The following is a 25,967-nucleotide window of genomic DNA, read 5'->3' on the forward strand; positions in this document are numbered from 1 at the left end:
TCGGCCCCGAGTCCGGCTATTCCAATTCGATCAACAGGTCTTTGGCGTCGATTTGTGCACCGGGCGCGACATGCACCGCTTTGACGGTGGCGTCGCGGTCGGCATGCAGGCCGGTTTCCATTTTCATCGCTTCGATGGTCAGCAGCATGTCGCCCTTTACGACCTTGGCGCCGGGCAGGACGGCCACGCTGGCCACCACGCCGGGCATCGGGGCGCCGACGTGGTTGGCGTTGCCGACTTCGGCCTTGGGACGGGCCGCGACACTGGCCTTGGACTTGCGATCGGGCACGCGAATGGTCCGGGGCTGGCCGTTGAGTTCGAAGAACACCTTGGCTTCGCCTTCGTCATTGGTTTCGGCCTGCGCCTGACAGCGGATTTCCAGCGTCACGCCGGGGTCGATGGACACCGAAATTTCTTCGCCCGGTACCATGCCATAAAAGAAGTTCTTGGTGGGCAGGGTGCGCACGGGGCCATAGATTTCGTGGCGCGCGACGTAATCGGTAAAGACCGTGGGGTACATCAGGTAGCCATTGAAGTCTTCATCGTCGAAATCCACGTCTTCGAATTTGGCTGCCAGATCCTTGCGCGTGGCGTCCAGATCGACGGGGGCGAGATGCTTGCCGGGGCGCTCGGTCGCGGGTTTTTCGTCTTTCAGCACCTTGGCCACGATGGCGTCGGGAAAGCCGCCCGGGGGCTGGCCCAGGTTGCCGCGCATCATGTCGATGACGCTGTCGGGAAAGGCCACGTCGATGTCGGGGTCTTCGACCTGCGCGCGCGTCAGCCCCTGGCTGACCATCATCAGGGCCATGTCGCCGACCACTTTGGACGACGGCGTCACCTTGACGATATCGCCGAACATCATGTTCACGCTGGCATAGGCCTGGGCCACTTCGTGCCAACGCTCTTCCAGGCCAAGGCTGCGGGCCTGCGCCTTGAGGTTGGTGAACTGGCCGCCGGGCATTTCGTGCAGGTAAACTTCCGACGCGGGGGCTTCCAGCCCGCTTTCAAAGGCGGCGTACTGTTGGCGCACGCCTTCCCAGTAGTTGCTGATTTCGCGGATGGCGGCGATGCTGAGCCCGGTGTTGCGGTCCGAAAAGCGCAAGCTTTCCACGATCGATCCCAGGCACGGCTGCGAGGTGCCGCCCGAAAACGCGTCCATCGCCGCATCGATCGCATCGACACCGGCGTCGGCGGCGGCCAGAACGGTGGCCGCCGACACGCCGCTGGTGTCATGCGTGTGAAAGTGGATCGGCAGGCCGACCTCTTCTTTCAGGGCCTTGATCAGGGCGCGCGCCTGCAGCGGTTTCAAAAGCCCCGCCATGTCCTTGAGCCCCAGGACATGCGCGCCGGCAGCGCGCAGTTCGTTGCCCATGCCGACATAGTATTTCAGATCATACTTGGCGCGGGTGGGGTCCAGCAGGTCGCCGGTGTAACAGATCGTGCCTTCGCAGACCTTGTTCGCATCGATCACCGCGTCCATCGCGACGCGCATGTTTTCCACCCAGTTCAGGCTGTCGAACACGCGAAACACGTCAACGCCGCTTTGCGCCGCGCGCGCCACAAAGGATTGCACCACGTTGTCAGGGTAGTTGGTATAGCCCACCCCGTTCGAGCCGCGCAGCAGCATCTGGGTCATCAGGTTGGGCATGGCGGCGCGCAGATCGCGCAGGCGCTGCCAGGGGCATTCCTGCAAGAACCGATACGCCACGTCAAAGGTTGCGCCGCCCCAGCATTCCACGCTGAAAAGCTGCGGCAGGTTCGCACTATAGGCGGGGGCCACGCGGATCATGTCGATTGAACGCATCCGGGTCGCCAGAAGCGATTGGTGCCCGTCGCGCATGGTGGTGTCGGTGATCAGCAGTTGTTTTTGCGCCGCCATCCAGTCGGCCACCGCTTGCGGTCCCTTTTCCAGCAGCAGGTTGCGCGTGCCGGGGATCGGGTCGCCCTGCGGGATCGGGGCCGTGGGCTGGCGCGCGTCAGCGGGCGGCTTGGGGCGGCCCGCGGTTTCGGGATGCCCGTTCACGGTAATATCGGCAAGGTAGGTCAGGATCTTGGTCGCCCGGTCGCGGCGGGGGCGAAAGTTGAACAGCTCGGGCGTCTCGTCGATGAACTTGGTGTGGTATTCATAGTTCAGAAAGGTCGGGTGTTTGAGCAGGTTGATCACGAAGTCGATGTTGGTGGACACGCCGCGGATACGAAATTCGCGCAAAGCGCGGTCCATGCGGGCAATCGCGGCCTCGGGGGTGCGCGCCCATGCGGTGACCTTGGTCAGCAGACTGTCATAATAGCGCGTGATCACGGCGCCCGAATAGGCGGTGCCACCGTCCAGGCGGATGCCCATGCCCGTGGCGCTGCGATAGGTGGTGATCCGGCCATAGTCGGGGATGAAATTGTTGGTCGGGTCTTCGGTCGTCACGCGACATTGCAGCGCATGGCCGTCCAGGTGCACATCATACTGGCTGGCCACGCCGGTGGCTTCGGTCAGCGATTTGCCCTCGGCGATCAGGATCTGGGCGCGCACGATGTCGACGCCGGTGACCTCTTCGGTGACGGTGTGTTCGACCTGCACGCGGGGGTTCACTTCGATGAAATAGAACTTGCCCGTGGTCATATCCATCAGGAATTCCACGGTGCCGGCGCATTCGTAATTCACGTGTTCGCAGATTTTCTTGCCAAGGTTGCACAGTTCTTCGCGCTGGGCGGCGGAAAGATAGGGGGCGGGGGCGCGTTCGACGACCTTTTGATTGCGCCGCTGGACCGAACAGTCGCGTTCATAGAGGTGATAGATGTTGCCGTGCGTGTCGCCGAGGATCTGCACTTCGACGTGGCGCGCCTTGAGGATCATCTTTTCCAGATAACCTTCGCCGTTGCCAAAGGCGGCCTCGGCCTCGCGCCGGCCTTCGCGCACCTTGTCGGCCAGTTCGTCGGCATTCATGATCGGGCGCATGCCGCGCCCGCCCCCGCCCCAGGACGCCTTGAGCATCAGCGGATAGCCGATTTGCTCGGCCTCTTTGGCGATTGCGGTCATGTCATCGCCCAGAACTTCGGTGGCGGGGATCACCGGTACGCCGGCCTGGATGGCCACCTTGCGGGCGCTGGCCTTGTCGCCAAGCGCGCGCATGGTTTCGGCCCTGGGGCCGATGAAGGTGATGCCGTTGTCCACACAGGCGTCGACAAAGGCGGGGTTTTCGGACAACAGGCCATAGCCGGGATGGATTGCGTCGGCGCCGCTGGCCTTGGCCACGCGGATGATTTCGTCAATCGACAGATAGGCTGCGACCGGGCCCATGCCCTCGCCGATCCGATATGCCTCGTCTGCCTTGAACCGGTGCAGCGACAGCTTGTCTTCTTCGGCGTAGATCGCGACGGTCTTTTTGCCCATTTCGTTGGCGGCGCGCATGATGCGAATGGCGATTTCGCCGCGGTTCGCGATAAGGATCTTCTGGAATTCCGGCATGGCGGTGGGGTCCGTGTGTTCAGGGCGTTTTTGCTGCGAGTGCACGGTGGCCAAGGTAGCGAGTTTCCGCCTGCGGTAAACAGGCGAATGGACAAAGTGTCGCTGCCAGCGCCCGGCAAAGCCGCTTTTGCCCGCCTGTTCAGGAAATGAGAGCGCTAACGGCGGCGGGGTTCAGTGTTTTTTGGGCCAGTAGTGGTCTGGGCGGCCAGCCGTAGAGGCAATAATGAAGACAATCATCTGGGAAATCACACAGGGGAACGGGCGACGCAGTGGGCCACGCCCTGCCCATTTGGACCGCGCAGGCGCGCATGTCCGGGCGCAGCAACGCTTCGGCCCCGGTTTCGCCCCCGCAATTTCGGCATCGGCGGCGCTGGCCAAGTGCTCTGGCGATAAGTGGGCGTTTTGCGGGCGATTTCAGCGCTTTGGGCAGCGCCTCCCAGATCGCTGCCAGATCACCGCGCCCCGCGAACAGAGTGTGAACACGCCCTTTTGTTTTGGCGCGGGGGGCGCTATGTTGGCGCAATGAGCAGTTTCGATGAAAGCGACGCCTTCGAGGCGGCAAGCGTCCCGCTGTCGCAGCGCGCCATGATGGGTCGCGCCGCGCCCTATCTGGACGAATTGAACCCCGCGCAGCGCGCGGCGGTCGAAGCGCTGGATGGCCCGGTGCTGATGCTGGCGGGCGCGGGCACCGGCAAGACCAAGGCGCTGACGGCGCGCATCGCGCATCTGCTGAACACCGGGCGGGCGCGCCCGAATGAAATCCTGGCCGTGACCTTTACCAACAAGGCCGCGCGCGAGATGAAAGACCGCGTGGGCCGCCTGATGGGCCAGACGGTCGAAGGCATGCCGTGGCTGGGCACGTTCCACGCGGTCTGCGTCAGGCTGCTGCGCCGCCACGCCGAATTGGTAGGGCTGAAGTCGAACTTTACCATTCTGGACACGGACGATCAGATAAGGCTGCTGAAACAATTACTTGTGGCCGCGAATATCGACGACAAGCGGTGGCCTGCCCGCCAGTTGGCCGGGATCATCGACCAGTGGAAAAACCGCGCCTGGACCCCGGACAAGGTGCCTTCGGGCGAAGGATCGGCGTTCAATTCCATGGGGGTTGAGCTCTATGCGCAGTATCAGGCGCGGCTGAAGGTGCTGAACGCGGTGGATTTCGGCGACCTGTTGCTGCATGTGGTCACGATTTTCCAAACCCATCAGGACGTGCTGGAACAGTACCAGCGCTGGTTCAAATACATCCTGGTCGACGAATACCAGGATACGAACGTGGCGCAATACCTGTGGCTGCGGCTGCTGGCGGGCGGGCACAAGAACATCTGTTGCGTGGGCGATGACGATCAGTCGATCTATGGCTGGCGCGGCGCCGAAGTGGGCAACATCCTGCGGTTCGAAAAGGATTTTCCGGGCGCTGTGGTGGTGCGGCTGGAACAGAATTACCGCTCGACCCCGCATATCCTGAAGGCTGCGTCGGGGGTGATCGCGGGCAACACGGGCCGTCTGGGCAAGGATCTGTGGACCGAGGTCGAGGCCGGCGAAAAGGTCCGCCTGATCGGCCATTGGGACGGCGAGGAAGAGGCGCGCTGGATCGGCGAAGAGATCGAGGCGATGCAGACCGGCACGCGCGGCATGCGGGCGTTTTCGCTGGATGACATGGCGATTCTGGTGCGCGCCAGCCACCAGATGCGCGCCTTCGAAGACCGCTTTCTGACCATCGGTCTGCCCTATCGCGTGATCGGCGGGCCGCGGTTTTACGAACGGCTCGAGATCCGCGACGCGATGGCCTATTTCCGCGTTTCGGTCAGCCCCGATGACGATCTGGCGTTCGAACGGATCATCAACACCCCCAAACGCGGTGTGGGCGACAAGGCCTTGCAGACGATCCAGCGCATGGCGCGCGACAATGGCGTGTCGCTGGTGAATGGCGCGGCGCTGGCGGTCGAACAGGGCGCGTTGTCGGGCAAGGCCAAGACCGAAGTGGCCCGTCTGATCGGGCAGCTGTCGATCTGGGGCCGGGCGGCGGGCGACGACGCGCAGAGCCACATTGAACTGGCCGAGCAGATTCTAGAGGAATCTGGCTATACGGCGATGTGGCAAAACGACAAGACGCCCGAAGCGCCGGGGCGGCTGGAAAACCTGAAGGAACTGGTCAAGGCACTGGAATCCTTTGAAAACCTGCAAGGGTTTCTTGAACACGTTGCGCTGATCATGGACAACGAACAGGACGACGGCGGTGCCAAGGTCAGCATCATGACATTGCACGGCGCGAAGGGCCTGGAATTTCCGGCGGTGTTTCTGCCGGGGTGGGAAGACGGGCTGTTCCCGTCGCAACGCAGCATGGATGAAAGCGGGCTCAAGGGGCTCGAAGAAGAGCGCCGGCTGGCCTATGTGGGCATCACCCGCGCCGAAGAACTGTGCACCATCAGCTTTGCCGCCAACCGGCGCGTTTATGGCCAGTGGCAGTCGGCGCTGCCCAGCCGGTTTATCGACGAATTGCCCGAAGAGCATGTGGATGTGCTGACGCCGCCGGGGCTCTATGGCGGGGGCTATGGGGCGGCGGCGCCGTCGGGATTCGGCTCAAATATCGAAGACAAGGTCGCCAGCGCGAATGTCTACAATTCGCCCGGCTGGAAACGGCTGCAAAAACGCAGTGGCCAACGGGGCACCAGCCAGCCGTCCGAAGCGCGCAACATCACCATCGACATGGCGGCCAGTTCATCCTTTACCGCTGGCGATCGCGTGTTTCACACCAAGTTCGGCTACGGCACGATTTTGGGGATCGAAGGCGACAAGCTGGACATCGAATTTGAGCGCGCAGGCGCCAAGAAAGTCGTGTCCAAGTTCGTTGTGCCGGCCGACCGGGCCGGAGACGATATACCATTTTGACAGGCCCGCCGGCGGTGTGATCCCCGGGCGATGCTGCGCCGGCGCGGCAAGAACGCGCGGTGTTCGCAAATCTGGTCGCGCTCAGAGCGATGGTTTTTGGCCAATGGACTCGCTTCGCGCTGTGCCATTTCCGCCGGTCGTAACTTGCCGAGTTGCCAAGGCAATCGCGATGTGCCCCGGCAACCGGTCGCCCGCACAGGCGCGATCACGGCCCGCCGACCCGCAATGCTGCTGCGCCGGCAAAGGTCAGGCGCGCGCGTTTGCCCGATCAACCATTCCACGCGATTTCAGCACACCCGGTCAGGCGCGAATGGTCGGCGCGCGGGCGCAAAGCCCACTTTGCAGGCGAATGAACCGACGCGGACAGGGGGAAGGGGGGCTGGGATGACAGTATGCCGAAAAAACAAAATGCCGGAAAAACAAAAAGCGGCAGCGTCAGGGAGGAGGAAGACGCCGCCGCTTGAGTTCACGACGCTCTCAGGGAGGAGGAGAGAGAGCACCGAACTGTTTGGGGCCGTAGCCCGAATTTCTGCGGAGACGTCAGGGAGGAGGAAGACGCCGCCGCAAATATACGATCCAAAGGGAGGAGGAGGACCGTATTTCTGATGGAAAGACCAAGCCTTTCCGAAGAAGCGCGACGACATCAGGGAGGAGGAGAGATGCCGCCGCTATACCCGACCCAAAGGGAGGAGGAGGGTCGAATGAGAAACCTTATTTGCCGTAAGCCGCTTCGTGAGCGATCTTATGGATGATTGCGCGGTTCAGACCCAGATCGGCCAGGTCACGATCGCTCAGCTCAGCCAGTTCACGAAGCGTACGGTGGTACACTTTGTATTGTGCAAACCGTTCGCCGATCGCTTTGAAAAAGCCGCCGCCAGCGTGGTGGTTCGCGCGGATGTTCGATACATATGCCATTGTGTTTGCCTTTATCGTGCGTCTCGTCAGTGAGGCACGGTGTTTTCTGAGTAACCGTATCTTGCCTCGTTGGAGTAAAGATGGGGTAAATGCTGCGGTTGCACAATACTGGATTTCAACAATGCTGCTATGCAGAAAATGCATATACCTTGCTGACCCAATTTTAGGCGGTTTGAGGGAGTTCACGGCGCTTATGCAACTATATGTTGTGCTCGGGGATGTGACGTAGGGTCACACGGACAGGGCAAAGGCCGGGGCCGTTTGTGGCCAAGCCTTGCGAATTGGTCTAGATGGAACGCGAAAAGAAAAGGGGTTGAGTATGGTTGACGTAAAAGCGGTTCGTGCGGCGCTGGATCGGATCGAAACCGGCCAGGGCACCTTGGGCGCACGCGACATGATCCGGGCGCTGGACGTTCAGGACGGCGCGGTGCGCTTTGTCATCGAGGCAAGCAGCGCAGACGAAGCGCGCGCGCTTGAGCCGGTGCGCGCCGCGGCGCAGGCGGCTGTCGAGGCGCTCGATGGGGTGGACACGGTCAGTGCCATGCTGACCGCGCATTCCGAAAAGGCACCGCCAAGCCTGAAGGTCGGGCGCCACCCGACACCCCAAGCCGGCCCCGAGGGCGTGCCTGGCGTGGCGCGCATTCTGGCCGTTGCCAGCGGCAAGGGCGGCGTGGGCAAATCGACCGTATCATCCAACCTGGCGGTGGCGCTGGCGCGGCAGGGCAAAAAGGTCGGGCTGCTGGATGCCGACATCTATGGCCCCAGCCAGCCGCGCATGATGGGTGTCTCCAAGCGCCCGGCGTCGCCGGACGGCAAGAACATCGAACCCCTGACGGCACATGGTGTCACGATGATGTCGATCGGCTTGATGGTGAAAGAGGATGAAGCGATCGTCTGGCGCGGCCCGATGCTGATGGGCGCCTTGCAGCAGATGCTGGGGCAGGTGACCTGGGGCGAGTTGGACGTCTTGATCGTCGATCTGCCGCCGGGCACGGGCGATGTTCAGCTGACCTTGTGCCAGCGCACGCGGTTGTCCGGCGCGATCGTCGTCAGCACGCCGCAGGACGTTGCCCTGCTGGATGCGCGGCGCGCGATTTCGATGTTCGACAAGCTGAAAACGCCGGTTCTGGGCCTGATCGAAAACATGAGCACCTATATCTGCCCCAATTGCGGCCACGAGGCGCATCTGTTCGGCCATGGCGGTGTCGCGGCCGAAGCGGAAAAGATCGGCGTGCCGTTTTTGGGCGCTTTGCCATTGTCGCTGGATGTGCGCCTGGCCGGGGATGCAGGCACCCCCATTGCGGCAGGGGACGGCCCCGAGGCCGAGGCCTATGCGCAAATCGCGCAGGGGCTGATCGCCGGCGGGATCGTCTGAGGGCGGGCAAACCGGGCCCCTCGGGGCGAACACGGGAATTCATGGACCAATCAGGGGTCGGCGCCGAATGAAATCGCGCCGGCCCCTTTTTTTATTGCGCCGGGCGATGTGCCTATAGGGGCGTGCAGGGCTGTGGATAAGTCTGTGTTCAAAATAATTTTGCATATTCATGGGATTTTATGGTCCTGTACCGCACTGGATACATGTAGTGTAATGAAGCCGAAAGAAATCAACATATTGTGATTTTTGCAGGCGCTGCTACCGCTAGACCTTGTTTTTCGACCCTGTGCAAAGCTACATCTTGTAGGTCTTGCGCAAAATTTCTATTGATTTCCATGAAGTACCATGTCATTCCTTTCCGTACGATGAGACGGGAACGAGGGGCGCGTTAAGACCCCGAACAAAAACCCCACAAAGTCAGGTTTCATACAGGCACCCGCTTTCATCGAAACAAGAGATCCGGCGCGCGAGCGAGCAGACATCCCCCCAGGTGGCGCGTGCAGTCGGACTTCCCCCCAAAGGGGGCTGGGCGGCGGATCAGGCAGTGGCAGCAGCTTGATCCGTCGTTTTGCATGAAAAGGCCCGTCACGTGCGGGCGAGGGACAGAGGAGCGGTTCGGCTTGGCCGGAATGTTCATAGGCGAATACACCTTCAAGGTGGATGCGAAGGGACGGATGTCGATTCCGGCCCTTTTTCGCCGTGAACTCGAAGAAGGCGATCCGAGCGCGCAGGCCACAGGGCGACCCAAGATGGTGATCGTCTATGGCCACGAAAAGCAGAAAAACCTGCAAGTTTACACCTATGAGGCGTTTCAGGCGCTGACGCGCGATGTGCTGAAGATGAAGCGCGGCACGGATGCGCGGCGCAAGCTGGAGCGTTGGGTGTTGGGCAAGGCCCACCCGACCGAGGTAGACCCGGACGGGCGGCTGGTGCTGCCGCAAAAGCTGCGCGCCAAGATCGGCCTGGAAAAAGAAGCCTACTTCATCGGGGCGGGCGAGACCTTTGAAATCTGGAAGCCCGAAACATTCGAAGCGGACAACGCCGCGTTGGAAGAGTCGCTGGACGATCTGCCCGACGATTTCGATACCCTGTCCTTGCTCGACACGGGGGAATAAGCGATGTCCGCGGCCGCAACGACCCCTTCGGATGCGCCCCACATTCCCGTTTTGCTGCGCCCGCTGATCGCAGCCGTGGCGCCGGTATCGGGGCGCTGGCTGGATGGCACGTTTGGCGCCGGCGGATATACGCGCGCGCTGCTTGATGCGGGGGCACAAAAGGTCTTTGGCCTGGATCGCGATCCGGTCGTGTTTCGCATGGCGGCTGACTGGGCCGACGCCTATGGCGACCGGCTGGAATTGGTGCAGACCACCTTTTCGCGATTGGACGAGGTTGCCGGCGATCTGGACGGAATCGTGCTGGATCTGGGCGTCAGTTCGATGCAGCTGGATCAGGCCGAACGCGGGTTTTCGTTCATGAAGGACGGGCCGCTGGATATGCGCATGAGCCAGGATGGCCCCAGTGCGGCGACGCTGGTGAACACGGGCCGCGCAAGCGAACTGGCTGATATCATTTATCAATATGGGGAAGAGCGGCAGTCGCGCCGGATTGCGCGGGCGATCGTGGCGGCGCGCGATGTCGCGCCGATCACCACCACGGCGCAACTGGCCGACATCATCGCCAAGTGCCTGCCGCGCTCAAAACCCGGCCAGAGCCATCCGGCCACGCGCAGTTTTCAGGCGCTGCGCATCGCGGTGAATGATGAATTCGGCGAACTGGTCGCGGGGCTGGAAGCGGCCGAGCGCGCGCTCAGACCCGGCGGCAAACTGGCCGTGGTCAGCTTTCATTCGCTGGAAGACCGGGTGGTGAAACGGTTCCTGGCCGATCGCGCCAGCACCGGGGGCGGCGCCAGCCGCTATGTGCCGCAAGCTGCGCCGCGCACGCCCGCATTTACCGATTTGTCCAAGGGCATCGGGCCGGATGACCAAGAGCTTGGCGAAAACCCGCGCTCGCGTTCAGCGCGCCTGCGCGTGGCCACCCGGACCACAGCCCCCGCCAGCGCGGTTGATCGCACGGCGTTGGGTCTGCCCAAACTGGTTTCCAAGGAGTAATTCGACATGCGGTCCTTGTTCTATGTCGTCTCGGCGCTGGTGGTCATGGCGCTTGCCTTTTGGGCCTACCGCGAAAACTACGCCACGCAGGCCTCGCTCAAATCGATGCAGGGGCTGCAACGTGATATCACCCAAAAACGCGAGACGCTGGCCGTGTTGCGGGCCGAATGGGCCTATCTGAACCGCCCCGAGCGCCTGCGCCAGCTGGCCGACCGCAATTTTGACCGCCTTGGCCTGTTGCCGATGACACCCGAACAGTTTGGGCGCGTCGATCAGGTGGCCTATCCGCAGGAAACGCTGGACCTGGTGCTGAACCCGGTGGATGTGGTCGGGATGCTGGAGGATGTCGAATGACGATGCGTACGCCGCTGCGCCCGCTGGCCCGTGTTCTTGAGGCGCGCTCAAAGGGCGAAAACCCCGATGCAATCGAGCGCGAGAACATCCGCCTGCGCCACGAAGACATGCGCGACCGCGCCCGCCAGCGCGCCGAAGGGCGTTTGCTGGTGCTGGCGATGTTCTTTATCTGCGCCTTTCTGGTCGTCGGGGTGCGCATGGGCACGCTGGCCGCGTCCGAGCCGTCTGAACCGCGCGCCATCACCACCGGCGCCAAGATCGTCGCCACGCGCCGCGACATCACCGATCGCAACGGCCGCATTCTGGCAACGAACCTTGTCACCCATTCGCTTTACGCGCAGCCGCCCCAGATGCTTGAGCCGCAGCGCGCCGCGCAGGAACTGGCCGCGATCTTTCCCGATCTGGATCAGGATCGGCTGACCCGCCAGTTCACCGGCGAGCGCAAATTCGTCTGGGTCAAGAAAAAGATCAGCCCCGAGCAGGTGCAGCAGGTGCATGATATCGGCGAGCCGGGCCTGATGTTCGGCCCGCGCGAAATGCGGCTTTATCCCAACGGCCAGCTGGCGGCCCATGTTCTGGGCGGCGCCAGTTTTGGTCGCGAAGGGGTGAATTCGGCCGAGGTGATCGGCGTTGCAGGGGTTGAAAAGGCCTTTGACGAAGAATTGCGCGACCCCTCGCAAGGTGGGCCGCTTGAACTGGCGCTGGACCTGTCGGTGCAGTCGACCGCGCGCGAAGTTCTGTATGGCGGGATGCGTCTGATGAACGCCAAGGGGGCCACGTCGGTCCTGATGGATGTGCACACGGGCGAGGTCATATCGTTGATTTCGCTGCCCGATTTCGATCCGAACGCGCGCCCGCGCCCGTTGAATCAAGGCACCGCCGAAGACAGCCCGCTGTTCAATCGCGCGGTGCAGGGGGTGTATGAACTGGGGTCGACCTACAAGATATTCGCGATCGCACAGGCGATGGAATTGGGTCTGGTGGGGCCGGACACGATGATCGACATCCGCGGGCCGCTGCGGTGGGGCACGCACCGCATTCGCGATTTCCACTATTACGGCAAGGAACTGAGCGCGACCGACGTGATCGTCAAAAGCTCGAACATCGGGACGGCGCGGATCGCGCAGATGATCGGCGCGGATCGCCAGCGTGACTTCCTTGGCAAGCTGGGGCTGCTGGACGCGACGCCGATCGAACTGGTCGAAGCGCCGGGCGCCAAGCCGCTCTTGCCGGCGAACTGGTCCGAACTTTCGGCCATGACAATCAGCTACGGGCACGGGATTTCGGCCTCGCCTTTGCATCTGGCGGCCGCCTATGCGTCGCTTTTGAATGGCGGAACGCGCGTCGCGCCGACCCTGATCAAGCAAGACTACGTGCCCAAGGGCGATCGCGTGGTGTCTGAAGAAACCTCGCGCCGGGCGCGCGACATGCTGCGCCAGGTCGTAGCGCGCGGCACGGCCAGTTTCGGCGATGTCAGCGGCTATGCCGTGGGCGGCAAGACCGGCACCGCCGACAAGCCGATTCCGACCGGTGGGGGTTATTATGATGACAAGGTCATCGCCACCTTCGCCAGCGTCTTTCCCGCCCACGATCCGCGCTATGTGCTGGTCGTGACCCTGGACGAGCCGGTGGAAACCAGCGGCGACAAGCCGCGCCGCACCGCGGGCTGGACCGCCGTGCCGGTGGCCGCCGAAGTGATCCGCCGGATTGCACCGCTGTTGGGCGTGCGACCAGAGATTGAACCTCTGCCTCTTGATAAGGTAGTGATGACCTCGAGCAGATAAGGCGTGATCATGGGCGAACCCGGGGTATCCACCAAGACACTGGCCGATTTGGGGCTGCATCCGATTTCGGGTGGCAACGTTGCGATCACCGGCCTGTCCGTCGACAGCCGCGACGTCAAGGACGGGCACCTGTTTGCCGCGCTGCCGGGCACGCGCGTGCATGGGGGCACCTTCATTCAATACGCCTTGCGGATGGGCGCGGCGGCGATTCTGACCGACCGGGCGGGGGCCGCCATTGCGCGCGCCGAAATCGACGCATCGGATGCGGCGCTGGTCGTGGTGCAGGATGCGCGCCAGACGCTGGCCTTTGCCGCGGCGCTGTGGTTCGGGCAGCAGCCGGGCGTTGTCACGGCCGTCACGGGCACCAACGGCAAGACGTCTGTCGCGAATTTCACCCGGCAGATCTGGGCCTTGCGCGGCTATGGCGCGATCAACATCGGCACCACCGGCGTCGAAGGCGCGTGGGAAGCTGCGTCGGCCCACACCACCCCCGAGCCGATCACGCTGCATCGCATGTTGTCACAGGCCGCGCGGGCGGGGGTGACCCATGCGGCGATGGAGGCATCTTCGCACGGGTTGGCGCAGCGGCGTCTGGACGGGGTGCACCTGCGGGTGGCGGCCTTTACCAATTTCTCGCAAGATCATTTGGACTATCACGCCACGTTCGAAGAATATTTCGACGCCAAGGCAGGGCTTTTTCGCCGCGTGCTGGATGACGACGGCGTCGCGGTGGTCAATATCGACGATCCGCGCGGCCCCGAAATCGCCGCCATCGCGGATGAACGCGCCATCGACGTGTTTCGGTGCGGGCGCGGCGAGGGCGCGGATTTTCGCATTCTGGGCCAGCGCTTTGATGCCACAGGGCAGGACCTGCGGTTCGAGGTTTTCAGCCGCACCTACCAATTGCGCTTGAACCTGATCGGTGGGTTTCAGGCCGACAACGTGATCGCAGCGGCGGCCACGGTGATCGCCTGCGGCGACGAGCCGACGGATGTTTTTGCCGCCCTGCCGGAATTGCGCGGCGTGCCGGGTCGGATGCAACTGGCCGCAACGCGCACCAATTCGGCGGCCGTGTTCGTGGATTATGCGCATACCCCCGATGCGGTGGCCACCGCGCTTGGGGCGCTGCGCCCGCATGTGATGGGGCGGATCATCGCGGTGATCGGCGCGGGCGGGGATCGCGACCGGACCAAGCGGCCGTTGATGGGCGCGGCGGCGGCCGCGGCGGCCGACGTGGTGATCGTGACTGACGACAACCCGCGCAGCGAAGACCCCGCCGCCATCCGGGCCGAAGTTCTGGCCGGCGCCCCCGACGCGACCGAGGTCGCGGACCGGGCCGAAGCGATCCTGCGCGGCGTGGACATGCTGGGGCCGGGGGATGCGTTGCTGATCTGCGGCAAGGGCCATGAAACAGGCCAGGTCGTGGGCGATGACGTGTTTCCCTTTGACGATGTCGAACAAGCCAGCGTCGCGGTCGCCGCGCTGGACGGGGGTCTGTGATGGCATTGTGGACAGCCAAGGACGCCGCCAAAGCCACCGGAGGAAAGGCCACCGGTGGAAAGGCCGCTGGTGGAAAAACCCATGACAAATGGGAGGCGACAGGCGTGTCGATCGATACCCGCACCTTGGAACCTGGCGATCTTTTCGTCGCCCTGACTGCAGCGCGCGACGGGCACGACTTTGTCGCCCAGGCGCTTGAATCGGGGGCGGCGGCGGCCATGGTCAGCCGTATTCCCGACGGGCTGGACACGTCTGCGCCGCTGTTGGTGGTGGACGACGTGCAAGAGGGGCTTGAGGCACTGGGCCGCGCCGGGCGTGCGCGCACGGCGGCCCGTGTGATCGCGGTGACAGGCTCGGTCGGCAAGACCTCGACCAAGGAAATGCTGCGTGCCATGCTGGATCCGCAGGGCGCGACCCATGCCTCCCAGGCCAGCTACAACAACCACTGGGGCGTGCCGCTGACCCTGGCGCGGATGCCGCGGGCCAGCGAATACGCGGTCATCGAAATCGGGATGAACCACCCCGGCGAGATCGAGCCGCTGGCCCGTCTGGCCCGCCCCCATGTCGCCCTGATCACCACCGTCGCCCCCGCGCATCTGGAGGCCTTTGACGACATCGCCGGGATCGCCCGCGAAAAGGCAAGCATTTTCAACGGGCTTGAACCGGGCGGCGTGGCCGTGATCAACAACGACCAGGACGTGACTGCGATCCTGAAGGAAGCTGCAGAACTGGCCGGCGCGCAGATCGTCACCTTTGGATCATCTGCGCATATCACGCTGGAACAGGCGCGCGTCAGCGGCGATGTCACCGTGGTCGAAGCCAACAGCGCCGACGGGCCGATCCTGTTCAAGCTGCACACGCCGGGCACCCATTTCGCGATGAATGCGTTGGGCGCTCTGGCGGCGGTGCAGGCGGCGGGGGGGGATCTGGGGCTGGCGGCGCTGGACATTGCGCGCTGGATGCCGGTCGAAGGGCGCGGGGTGCGTGAAACCTATGTCATGGATGTGGTCGACGACCATTTGCGGTTCGATCTGATCGATGACGCGTTCAACGCCAACCCGGTGTCGATGGAGGCCGCGCTGAACATTCTTGCCGACGTGCCCCCCGATGACGATATCGGCCGCATTGCCAAGGGGCGCCGGATTGCGGTGCTGGGCGACATGCTGGAACTTGGCCCGCAGGAACACGAGTTGCACGCGGCAATCGCGCAGGTCCCGGCCATGGCGTCGGTCGATCGCGTATATTGTGTTGGCCCACTGATGAAGACGCTTCATGACGCCCTTCCGCCGGACAAGCGCGCCGGGTGGTTCGAAGACGCCCCAAGCCTAGCCGCCAAGGCCCACAGTATCGTGGACGCAGGGGACGTTGTGCTGGTCAAGGGGTCGAAGGGCTCAAAGGTCAGTCTGGTGGTTGACGCGCTGCGCAAACTGGGCCATCCGCTGCCCGCCAATCAAATTAGAGCCGAATAAAGGACCCGCCCATGTTGTACTGGCTGACCAACCTGTCCGACGGGGGCGACGTGTTCAACTTGTTCCGCTATATCACGTTCCGCGCAGGCGGGGCGTTTTTCACGGCGCTGATCTTCGGGTTCCTGTTTGGCCGCCCGCTGATCAACCTGTTGCGCCGCAAGCAGGGCAAGGGCCAGCCAATCCGCCAGGACGGCCCCGAAGGGCATTTCGTCAAGGCCGGCACGCCGACCATGGGCGGGCTGCTGATCCTGTCGGCGCTGATCTCAAGTTCGCTTTTGTGGGCCCGCCTGGACAACGGCTATGTCTGGTTGGTCCTGTTCGTGACGCTGAGCTACGGGTTGATCGGGTTTGCCGACGATTATGCCAAGGTGTCCAAGGGCAACGTAGCCGGGGTGCCGGGGCGGGTGCGGATGGCGCTTGGGTTGGTCATTGCGGCGATTGCGGGGTCCTGGGCGATGTATCTGCACGGGCTGAGCGACGTCGAATTGGTTGCACGCACAGCCGACTATGACCCGCTGGCCGGGCGGCTGGCCTTTCCCGTCTTCAAGGACGTTCTGATCAACCTGAGCTGGGTCTTTGTCCCCTTTTCCATGATCGTGATCGTCGGCGCGGCCAATGCGGTGAACCTGACCGACGGGCTGGACGGGCTGGCGATCATGCCGGTGATGATCGCGGCGGGCACCCTGGGGGTCATCGCCTATGCGGTGGGGCGGGTCGACTTTACCGAATATCTGGATGTGCACTATGTGCCGGGCACGGGGGAAATCCTTGTCTTTACGGCCGGGCTGATCGGCGGCGGGCTGGGGTTCTTGTGGTACAACGCACCCCCCGCGGCGGTCTTCATGGGCGACACCGGGTCGCTGGCCCTTGGCGGGGCCTTGGGCGCCATCGCCGTCAGCACCAAACACGAGATCGTGCTGGCCATCGTTGGCGGGCTCTTCGTGATCGAAGCGCTCAGCGTGATCATCCAGGTGTTCTACTTCAAACGGACCGGCAAGCGCGTGTTCCTGATGGCGCCAATTCACCATCATTTCGAAAAAAAGGGCTGGGCCGAGCCGCAGATCGTGATCCGGTTCTGGATCATTTCGCTGATCCTGGCGCTGATCGGTCTGGCAACACTGAAGCTGCGCTAACGCGAAGGCGGGCAACAGCGCGGCCATTCACGCAACCGGTCGCGCGGCCATTGCGCTGCGCCCTGCGGCGCGGGATAGTTGGCGCGCGCGACGCAAGGGGGCAGGCATGATTCCGGTTCAGGGGTACAAGGACAAACAGGTCGCCGTTCTGGGGCTGGGCCGGTCGGGTCTGGCCACGGCGGCGGCGCTGACGGCCGGCGGGGCCACGGCGCTGTGCTGGGACGACAGCCCCGAGGCGCGCGCCCAGGCCCAGGCGCAAGGGCTGGTCATTCACGACCTGACGCGGGGCAACGCGTTTGACGATGTGGCCGCATTGATCGTATCGCCGGGCATTGCGCATCTCTATCCCGCACCCAATCCGATCATCGCGCGCGCCTGGGGCGCGGGCGTGCCGGTCGACAATGACATCGGGCTGTTCTTTCAATCGCTGGCGACCGGCGCGTGGTCTGAATTTGACCGTGCTCCGCAGGTGATCTGCGTGACCGGGTCAAACGGGAAATCGACCACCTCGGCGCTGATCCATCACGTGCTCAGCGAGGCGGGCGTTGCATCGCAGCTGGCGGGCAATATCGGAACCGGCGTGCTGGCGATCGACCCGCCCGGCGAAGGCGGCGTGGTGGTGCTGGAACTGTCCAGTTATCAGACCGACCTGGCGCGCGCCCTGACCCCGGATGTGGCGGTGTTCACGAACCTGTCGCCCGATCATCTGGACCGGCACGGCGGGATGGGCGGGTATTTCGCGGCCAAGCGGCGGCTGTTTTCCGAAGGCGGGCCGGATCATGCGGTCATCGGGGTCGATGAAAACGAAGGCGCCTATCTGGCCAACCAGATGGTCGCATCGCCCAATGACATGCGGCTGATCCGGGTCAGCGTCGCCGGCAAGCTGACCGGGCCGGGCTGGAACGTCTTTGCCCGCAAAGGGTTCCTGAGCGAATATCGCAAGAACAAGCAGGTGGGGTCGATCGATCTGCGCGCGATTGCCGGGCTGCCCGGCACGCACAATCATCAGAACGCCTGCGCTGCCTATGCGGCGTGCCGGGCGGTCGGGTTGGCGCCGCGCGCGATCGAAGAGGGGCTGGCCAGCTTTGCCGGGTTGCCGCACCGCTCGCAATTGGTGGCCACCCGGAACGGCGTGGCTTTTGTGAACGATTCAAAGGCGACGAATGTCGATGCGGCGGCCAAGGCGCTTGCCGCATTCCAGCGCATTCGCTGGATCGCGGGGGGCTTGGGCAAAGACGGCGGCATCGCGGCGCTCGGCGGCGCGCTGGCCCATGTGGAAAAAGCCTATCTGATCGGCCATTCAGCGCGCGATTTCGCGCTGCAGTTGGGCGACACACCGCATGAAATCTGCGAGACGATGGAAAGGGCCGTTGCGCGCGCGGCGGCCGACGCGTTGGACGGGGAAACGGTATTGCTGGCGCCAGCCGCGGCCAGTTTCGATCAGTATCCCGACTTTGAAAAACGGGGCGAGGATTTTATCGCCCAAGTCGCGCGTCTCTAGCTTTCGAGCAAGTCGATCAGACGGGTTTCGGCGGCGCTGAGCCCGGTGATGCGCTTGGCCGGGCGCATGTCTGATCCAGTGCCTGATCCAGTGCCTGACCGCGTGCTTGACCAAATGCCCAACCCAGCGTCGGCCCCCGTTTCGAGCGTTGTGCCGGAACTGGCTTGGGATTATGAAAAACCGGCACCATACGAGAGCAATTATTGCATGATTTTTATTAGCCATACCCACTCTGACAAGCCGGTAGTCGAGCCGGTCGCTTTGCGTCTTCGTGAAATTTTCGGAGAGGGAAAAGTATTCTATGACTCTTGGTCGATCCAGCCAGGGGATGGGATTATCGAGAAGATGAATGATGGTCTGACCGACCCGCGGTTTGTCTTCTTTTTCGTTTCCGAAGCGAGCTTGAAAAGCAAGATGGTAGAGCTTGAATGGCAAAATGCCCTTATGAAGGCCACTAAAGGTCAATGCACGATAATCCCGGTTCGCGTTGATGGGTCGTCGATGCCAGCTCTTCTCACCCAAACGCTTTACATCGATATGTTTTCAAACGGAATTGAAGTAGCGACGCAGCAAATCATTGGCGTAATACAGGGCACTAAGGGGTTCGAACCTGCCCATGAAAAGTTCTCCAATCTGACCTGGTCGGTGGAGGGCGACCCAACGAATGAGGTAACGGTTACGATACGCGCATCTCACCTCATGGAGCCCAACCCTTATTTCGCGGTCCTCTTGGACAATGATGACAAGCAGGTGAACGTTAAGCTCACCAATGGCGGTCCAAGTGTTGGCGGCTACAATCCTGGGATCGTGGTCTCGGGTCACAAAGTTAACGCTTGGGCGATTGCTCCGGTGGGTGGAGCGATCACACCAAAACACCCCCTTCAAATAACAATCACTTCTAAGGGCGGATCTTCGATACGCCTCCGTGGGGTCATGCACAAATCAAGTGGAGACGAATACACGAGCTTTCCTCCAAGCAAGCCCTTTTGAAAGAAGTGGGGCGTCTCGATTGCTCTCATATGATACGTCAGAGTTTTCGGCCAAGGGCTTCGCGAAAACACTGCAAGCGCATGAATGCGGTTCAAGATGCGCACGACAGGCCGTCGTTGACTGACGTAGGACAACTACGGTGACGCGTTACGAGGTTCGAATGACATCGGCGGGTTTCATCCCCGCCAACCGAGCCTCCAGCCACCTTACGTAACCGTTCAGGTTCTTCGTTGCCGGGCCACAAAATGGCTTGATGAACTGGTGGTAGCGGGAGTGAAGCAAGTTCACGTTCTGGATGTGATAGCAGCCTGCTTTGATGCGCGACCCTGGTTTGCTACTAACCAGGACGTGTTCAATGCTACGGCTTGCAGCGACGCCGCGAAATCCCCGGGCGATCGTCGGGATAATAGACCAGGCCAGTGGGGACGGTTGCCGGTGTCATGTCAGGCCCCGCGCTGCCCGGCCAGATGGTAGCCGTCGCGCTGGCGGGGGCAGGCCAGGGGGCGGCCCTGACGCGGTTTGTCCGGTTCCATTCCCCCTTGCCGCCTCGCGCGCTCAACATGGCATCCTCGTCAACTGTTGCTGGACATTGAACGCCTTGGCGCGGCCTTGGTTCCGTCCGCGCACGGGGCGCCAAAAAGCTGGCCACAGCGTGAAAATCCCGCTAGGATGCAGGTAGACCCGGAAAACCGGGCGACTGAGGCAGTTTGAGCGGTATCTATGACTGAGATGGTGTACGGCACGGTCCCGACGCGGGACGGCGAGCCGATTCTTCCACGCTGGTGGCGGACAATCGACAAGTGGTCGCTTTCGTGCGTGCTGCTTTTGTTCGGTGTGGGCCTGCTGCTGGGGCTGGCGGCTTCGGTGCCGCTGGCGGAAAAGAACAATCTGCCGCAGTTCTATTACGTGCAACGACAGGCGTTTTTCGGCGGTGTCGCGCTGGTCGTGATGATCGCGACCACGATGATGTCGCCCACGCTGGTGCGCCGTCTGGGGGTGCTGGGGTTCGGGGCGGCCTTTGTGGCGCTGGCGTTCCTGCCGATCTTTGGGACCGATTTCGGCAAGGGGGCGGTGCGCTGGTACAGTTTCGGATTTGCCTCGGTGCAGCCGTCCGAGTTTCTCAAGCCCGCCTTTATCATCATGAGCGCCTGGCTGATGGCCGCCGCGCAAGAGATCAACGGCCCGCCGGGGCGGCTCTATTCCTTTTTCCTGATGTGCGCGATCGTGCTGATGCTGGCGCTGCAACCCGATTTCGGTCAGGCCAGCCTGATCCTGTTCGGCTGGGGCGTGATGTATTTCGTGGCCGGGGCGCCGATTGCGCTGTTGGTCGGGCTGGCGGGCGCTGTGGTCAGTGTCGGGGTCTTTGCCTACAACAATTCGCAGCACTTCGCGCGGCGCATCGACGGGTTTCTGAACCCCGATATCGATCCGCGCACCCAGCTGGGCTATGCCACCAACGCAATCCAGGAAGGCGGCTTTTTGGGCGTCGGGGTTGGGGAAGGCCGTGTCAAATGGTCTCTGCCCGATGCGCATACAGACTTTATCATCGCTGTGGCGGCCGAAGAATACGGGCTGCTGCTGGTGCTGGTGATCATCATGCTGTTTGCGACCATCACGGCGCGCTCGCTCTGGCGTTTGATGCGCGAGCGTGATCCCTTCATTCGGCTGGCAGGAACGGGTCTGGCCTGCATGTTCGGTGTTCAGGCGATGATCAACATGGGCGTGGCGGTTCGGTTGTTGCCCGCCAAGGGCATGACGCTGCCATTCGTCAGCTATGGCGGGTCATCGGTGATTGCGTCGGGCATCGCGCTTGGGATGCTGTTGGCCTTTACCCGGACGCGCCCGCAGGGTGAAATCGGCGATGTCCTGATCAACAGGGGGCGCTGATGGCGCAGCCACTTCTCATTATTGCAGCAGGGGGCACAGGGGGGCACATGTTCCCCGCCCAGGCCCTGTCCGAAGAGATGTTGCGCCGTGGCTGGCGGGTAAAACTGTCGACCGATGCGCGCGGCGCGCGTTACACGGGCGGGTTTTCGCATGCGGTACAAATCGAACAAATGTCGTCGGCCACATTTGCCCGCGGTGGCCTTTTGGCCAAAGCGGCTGTCCCTTTTCGAATATTGGGCGGGGTCGTCAGCGCGGGCTGGAAAATGCTGCGTGATCGCCCGGCGGCCGTGATCGGATTTGGCGGTTACCCGTCGATCCCGGCGCTTGGGGCGGCCACCGTGTTGCGCCTTCCGCGCGCCATTCACGAACAAAACGGCATTCTGGGCCGGGTCAACCGGGTGTTTGCCAAACGCGTGGGCCTTGTGGCTTGCGGCACCTGGCCCACAGACCTGCCCGAGGGCATCAATGGCCTGCACACCGGCAACCCGGTGCGCGGCGCGGTTCTGGCTCGCGCGGCGGCGCCCTATATCGTGCCGGGCGATTATCCTATGTCGATCGTTGTCATTGGCGGCAGCCAGGGCGCGCGGGTCCTGTCCGACACGGTGCCTGCGGCCATCGCCCAACTGCCAGAGGGCATGCGCCAGTACCTGCGCGTCGCCCATCAGGCCCGCCCCGAAGACCACGACCGCGTCGTCGCCGCCTATGGCGAGGCAGGGATCAAAGCCGATGTGCAGCCGTTCTTTTCCGACATTCCCAAGCGCATAGCCGAAGCGCAACTGGTGATCAGCCGGTCGGGTGCGTCGTCTGTGGCCGACCTGTCGGTGATCGGGCGCCCGTCGATCCTGATCCCCTATGCGGCCGCGACGGGCGATCACCAGACGGCAAACGCGCGTGGGCTGGTGGCCGCGGGGGCGGCAATCATGGTGCCCGAGAGCAAATTGACCCCTGCGACCCTTGCGTCTCAGATCGAAACGATATTCATGCAGCCTGACGCTGCGAACCGCATGGCCAGGGCCGCCCTGGGCGTCGGAAAACCAAACGCCGCGGTCGAACTTGCCGACCTGGTCGAAACCCTTGCCGCAAAGGACATTTCCGCATGAACGCTGCCGCCACGAAACTGCCCACTGAAATGGGCGCCATTCACTTTGTGGGCATCGGCGGGATCGGCATGTCGGGGATTGCCGAGGTCTTGCTGAACCATGGCTATACCGTGCAGGGGTCGGATCTGAAGGCGTCGAAAATCACCGACCGGCTCAAGGAAAAGGGCGCGACGATCTACGAAGGCCAGCGCGCCGAAAATCTGGAAAACGCCGAGGTGGTGGTGATTTCCTCGGCCATCAAACCGGGCAATGCGGAACTGGATGCGGCGCGCAAGATGGGCCTGCCGGTGGTCCGCCGCGCCGAGATGCTGGCCGAGCTGATGCGCCTGCGATCGAACATCGCGGTGGCCGGCACCCATGGCAAGACGACAACCACCACCATGGTCGCCACGCTGCTGGACGCGGGCGGGATTGATCCCACGGTGATCAACGGCGGCATCATCCACGCCTATGGATCGAACGCGCGGGTGGGGCAGGGCGAATGGATGGTCGTCGAGGCCGACGAAAGCGACGGGACGTTCAATCGTCTGCCGGCCACGATTGCCATCGTCACCAACATCGACCCCGAACATATGGAGCACTGGGGCGATTTCGATGCCCTGCGCAAAGGCTTCTACGATTTCGTGTCGAACATTCCCTTTTATGGGCTGGCCGTGTGTTGCACCGATCACCCCGAGGTGCAGGCGCTTGTGGGCAAGATCACCGATCGGCGCGTGGTCACCTTTGGGTTCAACGCGCAGGCCGATGTGCGTGCGGTGAACCTGAGCTATAAAAAGGGCGCCGCCCATTTCGACATCGCCCTGTCCGGGGATGGGACGGTGATCGAAGGTTGCGTCCTGCCCATGCCGGGCGATCACAATGTGTCAAACGCCTTGGCCGCTGTAGCCGTTGCGCGCCACCTGGGGATGAAGCGCGATGAAATCCGCGACGCGCTGGCCGATTTCGGCGGCGTGAACCGGCGCTTTACCAAGGTGGGCGAAGTGAACGGCGTGACGATCATTGATGATTATGGCCACCACCCGGTGGAAATCGCCGCCGTTCTGAAGGCCGCGCGTCAGGCCAGCGAAGGGCGCGTCATCGCCGTGCACCAGCCGCACCGCTATTCGCGCCTGCATTCGCTGTTCGAAGATTTCTGCACATGTTTCAACGAAGCTGACGTGGTCGGCATCGCCGAGGTGTTTGCAGCGGGCGAAGATCCGATCCCCGGCGCCGCGCGCGAGGATCTGATCGAAGGGTTGATCCGTCACGGTCATCGCCATGCCCGCGCCGTCGTCAGCGAAGACGACCTGGAGCGTCTGGTCCGCGAACAGGCCCGCCCGGGTGACATTGTCGTGTGCCTTGGGGCCGGGACAATCAGCGCCTGGGCCAACAACCTGCCAAAGCGTTTGGGTGGTTGACGTGACAGCGCGCGGGGCAAAACCCATTGCGCTTGAAGCGCTAGATCGCAAAATCGGGCTGGGGCTGCTGACCCTTTACGGCATTGGCGTCATGGTGGGGGCGGGCATTTATGTGCTGGTCGGCACAGCCATTGGCGAAGCCGGGGTCTGGGCGCCGGTGTCGTTTTTGCTGGCCGGGCTGGTCGCGGTGCCCACCGCGTTGAGCTTTTCAGAGCTATCAACCCGCATCCCCGAGGCCGCGGGCGACAGTGTCTACGTCGAATTGGGGCTGCGCAGCCATTCCTTGTCGATGCTGGTCGGCTGGATCAACATCATCGTCGGCACTGTGGCGGGCGCGGCGGTCCTGCGCGGCGGGGTGGGATATCTGACGTCCATCGTCGATATTCCGTTCGCGGTCGGGGTTATCGGCCTGGGGCTGGCGCTGACGCTGGTGGCCGTCATCGGCGTAATGGAATCGCTGGCGCTGGCCGGTCTGTTCACCGTGATCGAAGTGGTCGGGTTGGGGCTGGTCGTCTGGGCCGGTTTTCAGGGCGAGTCGGTCGCCGATTGGTCCGCCCCGCCCGCGCCCTATTGGCCGGGCATATTCGGCGCGTCGATCTTTGCGTTCTTTGCGTTCATCGGGTTTGACGATCTGGTCAACATGGCCGAAGAGGCCAAGAATCCCGGGCGCAACATGCCCGCCGCGATCCTGATTGCGCTGGCCGTGACCGCGGCGCTCTATGCTCTGGTATCGCTTGCCGCGGTGCGAACCGTCCCGCAAGAGATCATTGCAACCTCTGAACGCCCCTTGGCGTTGGTGTGGGAAACCGCAACCGGGCGCAGCGCGGCGTTCCTGGCGGCCATTGCGGTGTTTGCGTCTTTGAACGGCGTTCTTGCGCAGATTGTCATGGCCAGCCGGGTGCTCTTTGGTCTGGGGCGGAGATCGACGCTGTTGCGCGTGTTCTACCATGCCCATCCGCGCTTTGGCACGCCAGTGCTGGCCACCTTGCTGCTGGGGGCGGCGCTGGTTGGCGCGGCGCTTGCGTTGCCGGTGGCGACGCTGGCCGAGTTTGCGTCGATCGCGTTGCTCTTTGTGTTTTCGGTGGTGAACCTGTCGCTGATCGTGCTCAAGCGCCGCGTTCCGGCGGCCCCGTTCCGCGTCTGGACCATCGTGCCGTATCTGGGGCTACTGGCCTGCGTCGGGGCGTTCGCCGCGTCGCTTGGCGGGTTCGACATGGGGGCGCATTGACATGAGCGGGGCGTTGATCTTTGCCTGCCTCTGGGCCATCGGATGTACCATCGTGGCGTTCCTGCCGATGCGGTATCAATACGCGCCGGGCACGTTGCTGCTGGTTGCCTTTCCCTTCCTGCTGGCCATGCTTGGCCGGGCCCATGGCGGCTGGGCTGTCGTGGTGGCGCTGATTGCGGCGGTGTCGCTGTTTCGCAAGCCACTGGCGCATCTGGCGCGATACATTCGGGCGAAACTGTCATGACCTGGTCTGTTGTCGCATTCTTCGTATGGGCCATTGTGGCGAACCTTGTGGCCATGGTGCCGTCTAGGCGCAAACACTGGCCGCAGGCCTATGCGCTGATCGCGGTGGGCATTCCGTTGCTGGGGTGGATCACCTTGGAAAACGGCCCCTTTTTCGGGCTGATCGCCCTGGCGGCAGGGATGTCGATGCTGCGCTGGCCGGTTCGGTACCTGGGGCGCTGGATGCAGCGGCAGATCGGGAAATGAGCGTGGCCCCCCGGTTCGTTGCGTTCCATTGGCGTGTGCGCGATCTTTGGGTATCGGGGCCGCGCCGCGGCGCGCCGGGATGGTTCGCGCAGCGCCGAGCAAGTGGGAATGAACGATGACAAACTGGCCTGCCGTGCGCGGCGCTCTGAGCGAACAGCGCCCCTTGAAGGATCTGACGTGGTTGCGCGTGGGCGGGCCGGCGGATGTGCTGTTCCAACCCGCCGACGTGGACGACCTGGCCGATTTCCTGCGCGATCTGCCGCGCGATGTGCCGGTGTTTCCGATGGGCGTCGGATCGAACCTGATCGTGCGCGACGGCGGGTTGCGCGCCGCCGTGATCCGGCTGGGGCGCGGGTTCAACGCGATTGACATCGACGGCACGCGCGTG

General features: G+C 63.1%; 19 protein-coding genes and 1 pseudogene. 18 read left to right on the top strand and 2 right to left on the bottom strand.

All coding sequences use genetic code 11. The features are described from left to right. Nucleotides 1-16: 16 nt before the first annotated feature. A complete protein-coding gene (locus tag ACP2AV_RS14100; RefSeq protein ID WP_426373421.1) occupies nt 17-3,457 on the bottom strand; it encodes a pyruvate carboxylase in 3,441 nt (1,146 codons plus the stop codon). A 522-nt stretch (nt 3,458-3,979) separates the two neighbouring features. Between ACP2AV_RS14100 and ACP2AV_RS14105 the strand changes: the two genes are divergently transcribed. Beyond that, nucleotides 3,980-6,349, top strand: coding sequence for an ATP-dependent helicase (locus ACP2AV_RS14105; RefSeq protein ID WP_426373422.1), 2,370 nt, complete (start codon nt 3,980-3,982; stop codon nt 6,347-6,349). Nucleotides 6,350-7,060: 711 nt separating this feature from the next. Here the strand turns inward: ACP2AV_RS14105 and ACP2AV_RS14110 are convergent. After that, nucleotides 7,061-7,264 (bottom strand): DUF1127 domain-containing protein, encoded by a 204-nt coding sequence (locus tag ACP2AV_RS14110; protein WP_426373423.1) that lies wholly within the window; start codon nt 7,262-7,264, stop codon nt 7,061-7,063. A 319-nt stretch (nt 7,265-7,583) separates the two neighbouring features. Between ACP2AV_RS14110 and ACP2AV_RS14115 the strand changes: the two genes are divergently transcribed. From ACP2AV_RS14115 to ACP2AV_RS14195, 17 genes and pseudogenes are all read left to right on the top strand, one after another. Further along, complete coding sequence (locus ACP2AV_RS14115) at nt 7,584-8,639, top strand: P-loop NTPase (RefSeq protein WP_426373424.1); 1,056 nt, start codon at nt 7,584-7,586, stop codon at nt 8,637-8,639. A gap of 629 nt (nt 8,640-9,268) precedes the next feature. Then, a complete protein-coding gene (gene mraZ / locus ACP2AV_RS14120) occupies nt 9,269-9,754 on the top strand; it encodes a division/cell wall cluster transcriptional repressor MraZ (protein ID WP_426373444.1) in 486 nt (161 codons plus the stop codon). A gap of 3 nt (nt 9,755-9,757) precedes the next feature. Then, nucleotides 9,758-10,747 carry a 16S rRNA (cytosine(1402)-N(4))-methyltransferase RsmH gene (gene rsmH / locus ACP2AV_RS14125; RefSeq protein ID WP_426373425.1) on the top strand — a complete coding sequence of 330 codons (990 nt, stop codon included), beginning with the start codon at nt 9,758-9,760 and terminating at the stop codon, nt 10,745-10,747. A 6-nt stretch (nt 10,748-10,753) separates the two neighbouring features. Continuing rightward, nucleotides 10,754-11,101 carry a cell division protein FtsL gene (gene ftsL / locus ACP2AV_RS14130; RefSeq protein WP_426373426.1) on the top strand — a complete coding sequence of 116 codons (348 nt, stop codon included), beginning with the start codon at nt 10,754-10,756 and terminating at the stop codon, nt 11,099-11,101. After that, complete coding sequence (locus ACP2AV_RS14135; protein ID WP_426373427.1) at nt 11,098-12,885, top strand: peptidoglycan D,D-transpeptidase FtsI family protein; 1,788 nt, start codon at nt 11,098-11,100, stop codon at nt 12,883-12,885. The genes ftsL and ACP2AV_RS14135 overlap by 4 nt, the downstream gene beginning before the upstream one ends. 9 nt (nt 12,886-12,894) lie before the next feature. Continuing rightward, entirely contained in the window at nt 12,895-14,385 is a 1,491-nt protein-coding gene (locus ACP2AV_RS14140) for a UDP-N-acetylmuramoyl-L-alanyl-D-glutamate--2,6-diaminopimelate ligase (protein ID WP_426373428.1), read from the top strand. Further along, nucleotides 14,385-15,854, top strand: a complete 1,470-nt coding sequence (locus ACP2AV_RS14145) for a UDP-N-acetylmuramoyl-tripeptide--D-alanyl-D-alanine ligase (RefSeq protein WP_426373429.1) — start codon at nt 14,385-14,387, stop codon at nt 15,852-15,854. The genes ACP2AV_RS14140 and ACP2AV_RS14145 overlap by 1 nt, the downstream gene beginning before the upstream one ends. Before the next feature lie 11 nt (nt 15,855-15,865). Beyond that, nucleotides 15,866-16,987 (top strand): phospho-N-acetylmuramoyl-pentapeptide-transferase, encoded by a 1,122-nt coding sequence (gene mraY, locus ACP2AV_RS14150; RefSeq protein ID WP_426373430.1) that lies wholly within the window; start codon nt 15,866-15,868, stop codon nt 16,985-16,987. Nucleotides 16,988-17,093: 106 nt separating this feature from the next. Next, entirely contained in the window at nt 17,094-18,488 is a 1,395-nt protein-coding gene (gene murD, locus ACP2AV_RS14155; RefSeq protein WP_426373431.1) for a UDP-N-acetylmuramoyl-L-alanine--D-glutamate ligase, read from the top strand. 66 nt (nt 18,489-18,554) lie between these two features. Then, on the top strand, nt 18,555-19,478 hold the full coding sequence (locus ACP2AV_RS14160; RefSeq protein WP_426373432.1) for a toll/interleukin-1 receptor domain-containing protein: 924 nt from the start codon (nt 18,555-18,557) through the stop codon (nt 19,476-19,478). Between the two features lie 720 nt (nt 19,479-20,198). Then, entirely contained in the window at nt 20,199-21,365 is a 1,167-nt protein-coding gene (gene ftsW, locus ACP2AV_RS14165; protein ID WP_426373433.1) for a putative lipid II flippase FtsW, read from the top strand. Then, nucleotides 21,365-22,465, top strand: a complete 1,101-nt coding sequence (locus tag ACP2AV_RS14170) for a UDP-N-acetylglucosamine--N-acetylmuramyl-(pentapeptide) pyrophosphoryl-undecaprenol N-acetylglucosamine transferase (protein ID WP_426373434.1) — start codon at nt 21,365-21,367, stop codon at nt 22,463-22,465. Before ftsW ends, ACP2AV_RS14170 begins: the two co-directional genes overlap by 1 nt. Continuing rightward, on the top strand, nt 22,462-23,862 hold the full coding sequence (murC, locus tag ACP2AV_RS14175; RefSeq protein WP_426373436.1) for a UDP-N-acetylmuramate--L-alanine ligase: 1,401 nt from the start codon (nt 22,462-22,464) through the stop codon (nt 23,860-23,862). Before ACP2AV_RS14170 ends, murC begins: the two co-directional genes overlap by 4 nt. Beyond that, nucleotides 23,855-25,090: an APC family permease gene (locus ACP2AV_RS14180; RefSeq protein WP_426373437.1), complete on the top strand. Its 1,236-nt coding sequence runs from the start codon at nt 23,855-23,857 to the stop codon at nt 25,088-25,090. Before murC ends, ACP2AV_RS14180 begins: the two co-directional genes overlap by 8 nt. 1 nt (nt 25,091) lies before the next feature. Then, entirely contained in the window at nt 25,092-25,334 is a 243-nt protein-coding gene (locus ACP2AV_RS14185) for a DUF2484 family protein (protein ID WP_426373438.1), read from the top strand. Next, on the top strand, nt 25,331-25,579 hold the full coding sequence (locus ACP2AV_RS14190; RefSeq protein ID WP_426373439.1) for a DUF2484 family protein: 249 nt from the start codon (nt 25,331-25,333) through the stop codon (nt 25,577-25,579). The genes ACP2AV_RS14185 and ACP2AV_RS14190 overlap by 4 nt, the downstream gene beginning before the upstream one ends. Nucleotides 25,580-25,694: 115 nt before the next feature. Continuing rightward, nucleotides 25,695-25,967 (top strand): annotated as a pseudogene (locus ACP2AV_RS14195) (UDP-N-acetylmuramate dehydrogenase); the annotation flags it as partial.

This window comes from Aliiroseovarius sp. PTFE2010, from assembly GCF_049943335.1.
Lineage (GTDB): Bacteria > Pseudomonadota > Alphaproteobacteria > Rhodobacterales > Rhodobacteraceae > JBNFVY01.